Genomic DNA, 8848 nt, shown 5'->3' on the forward strand with positions numbered 1-8848 from the left:
GGCGCCCCCCCCCCGCGGGGGCCGGGGCCGCCCCCCTCACTTCGATGCACAGGGGTACCGGGCGGCTCAGCCCGCCAGCAGCTTCTTGACCGCGGCGGCGACCCGGCCGCCCTCGGCCAGTCCGGCGACCTTCGGGTTGACGATCTTCATGACGGCGCCCATGGCCCGCGGCCCCTCGGCACCGCCCGCCTTCGCCTCCTCGACGGCCTGCGCGACGATCGCGTTCAGCTCGTCGTCCGACAGCTGCTTCGGCAGGTACGCGGCGAGCACCTCGCCCTCCGCCTTCTCCCGCTCGGCGCTCTCGGCGCGACCCCCCTGTGCGAAGGCCTCGGCGGCCTCCCGGCGCTTCTTCGCCTCGCGGGTGATCACCTTCTGCACCTCGTCGTCGGAGAGCTCCCGCTTCTCCTTCCCCGCGACCTCCTCCTTGGTGATCGCGGCGAGCGTCAGCCGGAGCGTCGAGGAGCGCAGCTCGTCACGCTCCTTGATCGCGGCGTTGAGGTCGGCCTGCAGCTTCGACTTGAGCATGGTCATGGACCTGATTGTCGCAGGTACGGCGTGACGGGCGCCCGCCCATTTCGGGGTGGCGCCGATCGGGCCCCCCGGGCGGTCGGCCGGTGGCCCGTGTTCGGCCCACCGCCTCCGCTTCTGACACGATGGACGCATGCGCGCGCGATACGGAGTGCCCCTGGGAATCACGGCGGTTGGCGCCGCCGGTCTGGTCTACGCGGCGGGGATCGAGCCCCGCTCCTTCCGCCTCCGACGGGTGACGGTCCCGGTCCTGCCCTCCGGCATGGGCCCGCTGCGCGTGCTCCAGGTCTCCGACATCCACATGGTCGGCGGCCAGCGCAAGAAGCAGCGCTGGCTGCGCTCCCTGGCCGGGCTGCGCCCCGACTTCGTGATCAACACGGGCGACAACCTGTCCGACCCGGAGGGCGTCCCCGAGGTCCTGGACGCCCTGGGCCCGCTGATGGAGTTCCCGGGCGCCTACGTCTTCGGCTCCAACGACTACTACGGCCCCAAGCTCCGCAATCCCGGCCGGTACCTGACCGAGAAGCTCCAGGGCCGCCACGGCCTCAACGGCAACCCGCCCGCCGTGGGCGTCGTCCACAACCCGTGGGAGGACCTGCGCGACGGCTTCGACGCCGCGGGCTGGCAGAACCTCACGAACACGCGCGGCACGCTCAAGATCGAGGGCATGTCCGTCGAGCTGACCGGCCTCGACGACCCGCACATCAAGCGGGACCGGTACGCGGAGGTCGCGGGCGGCCCGTCCGGCACGGCGGACTTCTCGATGGGCGTGGTGCACGCGCCGTACCTGCGCGTCCTGGACGCCTACGCGGCGGACGGCTACCCCCTGATCCTGGCCGGCCACACGCACGGGGGCCAGCTGTGCATCCCCTTCTACGGCGCGCTGGTCACCAACTGCGACCTGGACACGGACCGCGTGAAGGGCCTGTCCACGCACACGGCGGAGGGCCGCACGTCCTACCTCCACGTCTCCGCGGGCTGCGGCGCAAGCCGCTACACCCCGGTCCGCTTCTTCTGCCCACCGGAGACGACGCTGCTGACGTTGGTGGCGCGGGGGCGGTAAGGGGCGGCGGCCCGGGGAGGGCGGCGGTCGAGCCGGGTAACCCGGAAGCCCGAGTAACCCGGAAGCCCGGGTAACCCACACGGCCCACCCGCATAGCCCGATATGTCCGGCCTATCTAGCGTGAGGCCATGACAGCCCCGATACCCAGGGACATCCCGGACCTTCCCCCGATCCCGGGTCACCGCGCCCTGCTGCCCACGGTCGTACCGGCGACGGCCGTCGTGACCCCCGTCCGCCGCAGGCTGATCGCGGTCTTCCGCCTCCTCACCGCCCTGCTGGCACTGACCGGAGTGACGATCGAGCTGCTCGTGGGCGGCCCGGTCCTGAAGACCCTGAGCCACTTCACGATCCAGAGCGGCATCCTGCTGGCGCTGGTCATGCTCGCGTCCGCCCGCTGCGCCTGGTCCGCCCACCACCCCCTGCCGGGCGCCGTGACGGGTGCGGCCCTGCTCTACGTCGGCACCGCCGGCCTGGTCCACCACCTGCTCCTGACCAACGCGGCGAGCCCCTTCGCCGTGCCGGACGGCGCCGACGCGGGCTGGCAGACGGCCGCGACCCACATCCTGCACACGGCGGTCCCGGTCGCCGCGGCCCTGGACTGGCTCCTCCTCACCGTCCCCGGCCGACTGCACCTGCGCCATGCCCCCACGTGGCTCCTCTACCCCCTGGCCTACCTGGCCTTCACCCTGGCCCGCGGCGAGCTGCTGCTCCCCGGCACCCAGGACCGCTACCTCTACCCCTTCCTCGACGTCGACCAGCACGGCTTCAAGGGCGTCCTGGGCAACGCCCTCCTCGTCGGCCTGGCCCTCTACGCCCTGGCCGTCCTCCTCATCGCCCTCGACCACATCCGCCCGAACCCACTCCGCCGACCCCGCTAAACCGGATTTCGTCTCCGGCCACCGGTGGGCTAAAGTAAACGACGTCGCCGCGACGAGCAGCGACGATCGGGGTGTGGCGCAGCTTGGTAGCGCGCTTCGTTCGGGACGAAGAGGTCGTGGGTTCAAATCCCGCCACCCCGACAGTGAAGTTCCAGGTCAGGGGCCTGATCCGCTTAGCGGGTCGGGCCCCTGACTGGTTTCCCGGGAGGCGTCTTCTTGATCAGGGGCGCGAAGCCGCCGAGGAGGCGTCCGCCTGCTTCTCGGCGTCGGAGAACAGGAGGGTCGGCTCGGTGAGGATGTCCCGGTCGGCCTCGCTCTGGTAGATCGCGTCGACGCTGCCGAAGCGGGCCTCGGAGTAGTCGAGGCCGAGCCGGGCCGCGGCCTGCCGGACCGATGCCTCGTCGGGGCCCTCGATCTCCAGGAAGGTGGGGAGCCCGGGCCAGGTGTCGAAGTCGAAGGCGACCTGGCCCAGGCGCCATTCCTCGCGGTAGTTCTCCTGGTAGCGCACCTCGGTGAGGCCGGCGCGGCGCAGGATGTCGGCCGTGGCGTGCAGGTCGGACACCTCGGTCTCGATCTCCTTGGTGCCGTCGATGCTCGTGCCGTCCGTGACCTCCTTGAGCGTGAGCGTGGCACGGGTGCCCTCGTCCCGGAGACGGATCCAGGTCCCGCGCTCGAAGGAGCCGGTCTCGAAGATCCTGCGGGTGAGGAGCGTGCGGGGGAACGCCTGGACGGCCCCCAGGGCGGTCAGCCTGGCCTGGAGGCCGGCGGTGTCGACGGCCAGGAACTTCGCCTCGTACTCGTGCTTCACGGGTTCCTCTCTCAGAAGTCGGCTGTGGGGGTGGGCGGTTGGGCTGCACCGAGCCACCGGCTTCTTGAACTTCGCCCGGAACACACCATCGTGGGGCGCACGGTCGTCCCGCGAGCCGTTTTCCGGCGGCGGGGATCGGTGGCCGTCGGGTCGGAGGACGGGCTTCAGGACTTCGAGCCTGGGTGACGCGTGCCGCGCTCGTGGCGGTGGGGGTCGAAGAGTTCGCCCGCGATGCCGGCGAGGACCAGGCCCGCGGCGATGAGCAGGCCGTGGGGCAGGACCAGGCCGGTGGCCAGGGCGGCGAGCGCGGCGGTGAGCAGGAGCCAGGCCCGGTGGTGCCGGTACTCGCGCGGGCGGCGTGGGCGGCCGTCGGCGAGGGCGCGTGCGAATTGGGGGTCCTCACGGTGCAGACGGGACGCGATCTCGCTGAGCCGCTGGTCTTCGGGCACGGGCACGTTGCCCCCTCCGCGTCGGTTGGGGCCCGGGGCCGGGGAGTTGGCTCCAGGCTCGCCCGCAGCGGATGCCGGGCACCATCAGGATTGGTACCCAAAAGCAGCGGTGCCGGATGTGCAGGGGAAGGTGTGGGACCGCGGAGGGCGCGTGACCTCCGTAGGCTGGGAGAAGATCCGTGTGTCCCGCGCGCTCGCGGGGGCCGACCGGGAAGGACCGCATCGTGATCATCTTCGGTACCAAGGGATACCTCTACCAGCTCGCGATACTGACGCTGGTGTGCGGGCGGTGCGGGAACCCCTCCGCGCACACGCTCAGGAAGCGCGTCAACAAGTTCACGCTGTTCTTCGTGCCGCTGTTCCCGTTCTCGACGAAGTACGCGACGCAGTGCACCTTCTGCGGCGCCGAGCAGCAGGTGTCGAAGGAGCAGGCGGAGCAGCTCCAGGCGCAGGGGGGCATGGGCGGCCCCGGCGGCGGGCAGGGCGGGCAGCCGTACGGGGCCGCGCCGCAGCAGCCGTACCAGCAGCCCTGACCTGCGCCATCGGGGGACGGCCGGCGGCCGCCCCCCGCCCGCGGGTCAGCCCGTGATCTCCACCTTGCCGTTGCGGGAGTCGGCGCGGCCCGGGGCCGCCTCCGGTGCGTCCGGGCCGGCCGCGTCGGTGGAGCCCTTCGCGGTGATGCCCTTCAGCAGGGACGCCAGGTCGACGCCGGTGGTGGAGCCCAGCAGCTCCATGCCCTGCGCGACGTTGTCGGCGACCGTGCGGGACAGGCGGCTCGCGCCGTCCGTCGAGATCACCGTCATCTTGTCCACGGCCGACAGCGGCTCGGACGCCTTCGCCACCACCTGCGGCAGCACCTCGACCAGCATCTGGAGCACGGCGGCGTCGCCGTACCGGTCGAAGGCGTCGGCCTTCTTCTGCATCGCCTCGGCCTCGGCCGCGCCCTTCGCACCGATCGCGGCGGCCTCCGCGTCGCCCTCCAGCCGCACGGCCTCGGCGATCGCCGCACGCCGGGAGCGCTCGGCCTCACCCTGCTTGAGGCCCTCGATGGCCTCCGCCTCGGCCAGCGCGCCACGCCGCTGCTTCTCGCCCTCACCGGTGAGCCGGGCCCGCTCGGCCTCCGCCTGAGCGGCGGCGATCCCGGCGGAACGCTCGGCCTCGGCCTGCTTCACCCGCGCCACCCGGCGGGCCTCCGCCTCCTGCTCGGCGGCGTACCGCTGGGCGTCGGCCGGCTTGCGCACCTCGGTGTCGAGCTGGCGGTCCTTCAGCGCGGCCTGCCGTTCGGCGACCTTCTCCTGCTCGGCGAGGATGTCCTGCTGCCGGGCCGCCTCGGCCAGCGGTCCCGCGGCGTTGGCGCGGGCGGAGGCCTGGTCGGTCTCGGCCTTGATCTCGGCCTGCTTCAGGTAGAGCGTGCGCTGCGCGACCGCGATCTCCTCCTCGGCCTTCAGCCGCGCCTGCTCGGCCGCCCGCCGGGCCACGGCCTCGGCGATGTCGGCCTCCTGCTTGGCGCGGGCGGCCTCGGGACGGCCGAGGTCCTCCAGGTAGGAGCCCTCGGTGGTGATGTCCTGGATCTGGAAGGCGTCCAGGACCAGGCCCTGCCCGGACAGGCTCGCCTCCGCCTCCTCGGCCACCTGGCCGGCGAACGCGGCCCGGTCCCGGATGACGTCCTCGACCGACATCCGGCCGACGATCGCGCGCAGCGCGCCGGACAGCACCTCCTGTGTGAAGCCGACGATGCCGTCCTGCTGCATCAGGAACCGCTGTGCGGCGGCGCGGATCGCGTCCTCCGTGCCGCCGACCTTCACGATCGCGACACCTTCCAGGTTGGCCTTCACGCCCCGCAGCGTCACCGCGCCGCGCACGGCGACCGGGATGTGCCGGGAGGAGAGGTCGAGCACGAACCGCTGCTGCACGAACGGCACGACGAACACGCCACCGCCGACCACGACCTTCTGGCCGCTGTTGTCGGTGAACACCCGGCCCGTCTCCGGGTCGGTGGACTTCTTGCCACGCCGGCCCGTGACGATGAACGCCTCGCTCGGACCGGCCACTTTGTAGCGGCTGACCACCACGAGCGCGAGCAGCACCAGGAGTACGACGACTCCCAGCACCGCGATGACGACAGGACTCATGACAACGACCCCGAATCACACAGAGATAGAGACAGAGAAGACAGACGACGGAAGTGGCGGGACAGAGAGGGGGCGGAGTCAGCGGTCCACCGGGCGGACCACGACCGACGTCCCCGTCGGCACCGCCTCGACCCACACCTCGGCCCCCCGCGCCACTGGCACCGCGCTGCGCGCCGCGCACTTCAACGGCTGGCCCGCGAGCCGCAGCAGCACCTCGCCGTAGCCCTCCGCCGGGATGGCGGTCACGACCTTGCCGGACGTGCCGAGCAGGTCGTTCGTGCTGGGTGTGACGGCGGTCTGGTCGCGCATCAGCGCACGGCTGAAGCGGTACGTCAGCCAGGCGGCGCCCACTCCCACGACCCCGCCGGCCGCGGCGGCCCCCGCCGGTCCGGTCCAGCCGGTGCCGAGGGCGATGGCGCCACCGAAGCCGGTCATCGCCAGGAATCCGGCGACGACCGGCAGCGACAGCCACCCCGCCAGGACGCCGTCCAGCGCTCCGTCGAGCGCGCCGTCCAGCAGTCCGTCGAAGACCAGCGACAGGGCGAGCAGCACAACCCCCGTGATGCCGATTCCGAGAAACCAGGCCATGTGTGCTGTCCCCCTCCCGCCCGTCGCTGAGCTCCGGTGAGAAGAATCCTCACATCCGGCGCCCGAACGCGTCATTGCCGTGTTCCGGCAATCTTTACGCGTTCTTGATGCCGCCCTCGGCCTCTTCGGGCCCTCCTGGAACCGCGCCCGGCGCCTGTACTGTCCTTCTTCAAATGGGAACTCATACGGGGAGCGTTCCGAATCAGGTTCCGCAGGGCGACGCGTACGCGCACATGGTGGTGTGCGGTGACGACGGGCTGGCGCACCGCCTCGCCGCCGAACTGCGCGGCGTCTACCGCGAACAGGTCACCCTCGTCGTCCCGCCCTCCGGGCGCCGGGTGCGACAGCCGGTGGTCGGACGGGCCCGGGCGGCCTCGGCGGCGCTGCTGGACATGGTCAACGCGGCCGTCAACCGGAGCGGCAACGGCGACCAGGGCGGCCCGGGTCGCGAAGGCGCCGGACGTGAAGGCGCGGGCCGCGAGCTGGAGGCCACCGAGCCGACCGAGGACGTGCTCGCCGACGCCGGCGTGGAGCGGGCCGGCGCGCTGGCGCTGGTGTACGACGACGACGAGACCAACATCCGCGCGGCCCTGACCGCCCGTCGGCTCAACCCCCGGCTGCGACTGGTGCTGCGCCTGTACAACCGGCGCCTGGGCCAGCACATCGAGGATCTCCTCGACCAGAGCGCCGCACTGGCGACCGGTGCCGGGGGTGCCACCGGGCCGGACGCCGCCGAGCCCTCCACGACCGTGCTGTCCGACGCCGACACGGCCGCGCCCGCGCTGGCCGCCACCGCGCTCGTCGGCACCAGCAAGATCGTGGAGACCGACGGCCTGCTGCTGCGCGCGGTGGAACGGAACCCGCCGCTGCCCGGTCAGGTCGCCGACCCCGGCCTGTGCACCCTCGCGCTGCTCTCGGCGACGAGCAACGACCCGGCCGGGGCGGACGGTTCGGAGGACAGCGGGGAGGGGCCGCAGCTGCTGCCCGACGCGGCGGCGGTCCAGGCGGCGACCGGGCGCGGGACGGTGGCGCTGGAGCACGTGTCGTACTCCGGACCGTCGCTGCCCGCCGGACGCGCGAGCGTGCCGCCGTTCGCCGAGCTGTTCTCGCGGCGGCTGCGGTGGTCGCTGGCCGGTCTGGCGGCGTGCGTGGTCGCGCTCGCCGTGGCGCTGATACTGGTCACGGACGACCATCCGCTGCACGCCACGTACGTGACGCTGCTCGACCTGTTCTCCATCAACGAACCCGCTCACAACGCGGACCTTGGGCGTCAGATCCTTCAACTCCTCTCCGGGTTCGTCGGGTTGCTGCTGCTTCCGGTGCTGCTGGCGGCCGTACTGGAGGCCCTGGGGACCTTCCGTACCGCCACCGCGTTGCGGAAGCCGCCGCGCGGGCTCGGCGGGCACGTCGTCCTGCTGGGTCTCGGCAAGATCGGCACGCGGGTGCTGACGCGGCTGCGGGAGATGGACATCCCCGTGGTGTGCGTCGAGGCCGATCCCGAGGCGCGGGGGATGGCGACCGCCCGGCGGCTGCGGGTGCCGGTGGTGCTCGGGGACGTGACGCAGGAGGGGGTGCTGGAGGCCGCGAAGATCCAGCGCGCGCACTCGCTGCTCGCGCTGACCAGTGTGGACACCACCAACCTGGAGGCGGTGCTCTACGGGCGGTCCGTGCGGTCGGGGCTGCGGGTGGTGCTGCGGCTGTACGACGACGACTTCGCGACCGCCGCGTACCGCACTCTGCGTGCCGCCCATCCCGGTGCGCTCACCCGGAGCCGGAGTGTGACGCATCTGGCGGCGCCCTCCTTCGCCGGGGCGATGATGGGGCGTCAGATCCTCGGGGCGATTCCCGTGGAGCGGCGGGTGCTGCTGTTCGCCGCGGTGGAGGTGGCGGGGCATCCGCAGCTGGAGGGGCGGACGGTGGGAGAGGCGTTCCGGGCGGGGGCGTGGCGGGTGCTGGCGCTGGAGGTGACGGACGGGTCCGCCTCCGGCGAGGGTGAGGCGGAGGGGGAGGGCGCGGCGCCTCGGGAGTCCCGGTTGGTGTGGGATCTGCCCGATACGTATGTCCTCCGGGGTGCGGATCGGGTGGTGCTGGCGGCCACGCGGCGGGGGCTGGCGGAGCTGCTGGGGCGGCGTACGCGGGAGCGGTCCCCCGGGTAGCGGGGGGGGGCGGCGTGAGGGTGGGCGGAGTGCAGGGTTCGGCCCCCTCCAGTCCCGTCCAGGGGGCTCCCGCCCCCTGGACCCCCGGCCTTTGCCCACCCACCACCCGACTCGGTTGGGAGAGAGGGTCAGGTCGAAAAGCGTCGGAACTCTAGTAGTGCTTGGTCATGTTGGTGCGGGGTCTGGCATGTCGCGGTGACAGGTGGGGCAGGCGCCGGTCCAGATCGCGAGGAGTAACTGCAGCTC

General features: G+C 72.5%; 9 protein-coding genes and 1 tRNA gene. 5 read left to right on the forward strand and 5 right to left on the reverse strand.

Annotated elements, in window-relative coordinates:
* Positions 1 to 66: 66 nt before the first annotated feature.
* On the reverse strand, positions 67 to 531 hold the full coding sequence (locus ACFW01_RS38005; RefSeq protein WP_234959416.1) for a GatB/YqeY domain-containing protein: 465 nt from the start codon (positions 529 to 531) through the stop codon (positions 67 to 69).
* 130 nt (positions 532 to 661) lie between these two features.
* Between ACFW01_RS38005 and ACFW01_RS38010 the strand changes: the two genes are divergently transcribed.
* The 3 genes from ACFW01_RS38010 to ACFW01_RS38020 all read left to right on the forward strand — a co-directional run bounded on the left by ACFW01_RS38010 (position 662) and on the right by ACFW01_RS38020 (position 2610).
* The gene (locus ACFW01_RS38010; RefSeq protein WP_384511370.1) at positions 662 to 1591 is read left to right on the forward strand and encodes a metallophosphoesterase; all 930 of its coding nucleotides are present in this window, start codon (positions 662 to 664) and stop codon (positions 1589 to 1591) included.
* A 128-nt stretch (positions 1592 to 1719) separates the two neighbouring features.
* On the forward strand, positions 1720 to 2469 hold the full coding sequence (locus ACFW01_RS38015; RefSeq protein WP_234959414.1) for a Pr6Pr family membrane protein: 750 nt from the start codon (positions 1720 to 1722) through the stop codon (positions 2467 to 2469).
* Positions 2470 to 2536: 67 nt separating this feature from the next.
* Positions 2537 to 2610 (forward strand) — tRNA-Pro (locus tag ACFW01_RS38020).
* 79 nt (positions 2611 to 2689) lie between these two features.
* Here ACFW01_RS38020 and ACFW01_RS38025 read toward each other — a convergent pair.
* Together ACFW01_RS38025 and ACFW01_RS38030 are read right to left on the reverse strand one after the other, a co-directional pair.
* Positions 2690 to 3277, reverse strand: coding sequence for a class IV adenylate cyclase (locus ACFW01_RS38025; RefSeq protein ID WP_384511373.1), 588 nt, complete (start codon positions 3275 to 3277; stop codon positions 2690 to 2692).
* Positions 3278 to 3441: 164 nt separating this feature from the next.
* Positions 3442 to 3732 carry a DUF3040 domain-containing protein gene (locus tag ACFW01_RS38030; RefSeq protein ID WP_234959412.1) on the reverse strand — a complete coding sequence of 97 codons (291 nt, stop codon included), beginning with the start codon at positions 3730 to 3732 and terminating at the stop codon, positions 3442 to 3444.
* Between the two features lie 218 nt (positions 3733 to 3950).
* On the opposite strand from ACFW01_RS38030, the gene ACFW01_RS38035 reads away from it, so the two are divergent.
* Positions 3951 to 4259, forward strand: coding sequence for a zinc-ribbon domain-containing protein (locus ACFW01_RS38035; protein ID WP_234959411.1), 309 nt, complete (start codon positions 3951 to 3953; stop codon positions 4257 to 4259).
* A 45-nt stretch (positions 4260 to 4304) separates the two neighbouring features.
* Here the strand turns inward: ACFW01_RS38035 and ACFW01_RS38040 are convergent, their stop codons facing one another.
* Both ACFW01_RS38040 and ACFW01_RS38045 read right to left on the reverse strand, forming a co-directional pair.
* Positions 4305 to 5858, reverse strand: a complete 1554-nt coding sequence (locus ACFW01_RS38040; RefSeq protein ID WP_234959410.1) for a flotillin family protein — start codon at positions 5856 to 5858, stop codon at positions 4305 to 4307.
* A gap of 78 nt (positions 5859 to 5936) precedes the next feature.
* Positions 5937 to 6446, reverse strand: a complete 510-nt coding sequence (locus ACFW01_RS38045; RefSeq protein WP_234959409.1) for a hypothetical protein — start codon at positions 6444 to 6446, stop codon at positions 5937 to 5939.
* 233 nt (positions 6447 to 6679) lie between these two features.
* On the opposite strand from ACFW01_RS38045, the gene ACFW01_RS38050 reads away from it, so the two are divergent.
* The gene (locus ACFW01_RS38050) at positions 6680 to 8602 is read left to right on the forward strand and encodes an NAD-binding protein (protein ID WP_234959528.1); all 1923 of its coding nucleotides are present in this window, start codon (positions 6680 to 6682) and stop codon (positions 8600 to 8602) included.
* Positions 8603 to 8848 lie beyond the last annotated feature (246 nt).

Source organism: Streptomyces sp. NPDC058985 (assembly GCF_042740985.1).
GTDB lineage: Bacteria > Actinomycetota > Actinomycetes > Streptomycetales > Streptomycetaceae > Streptomyces.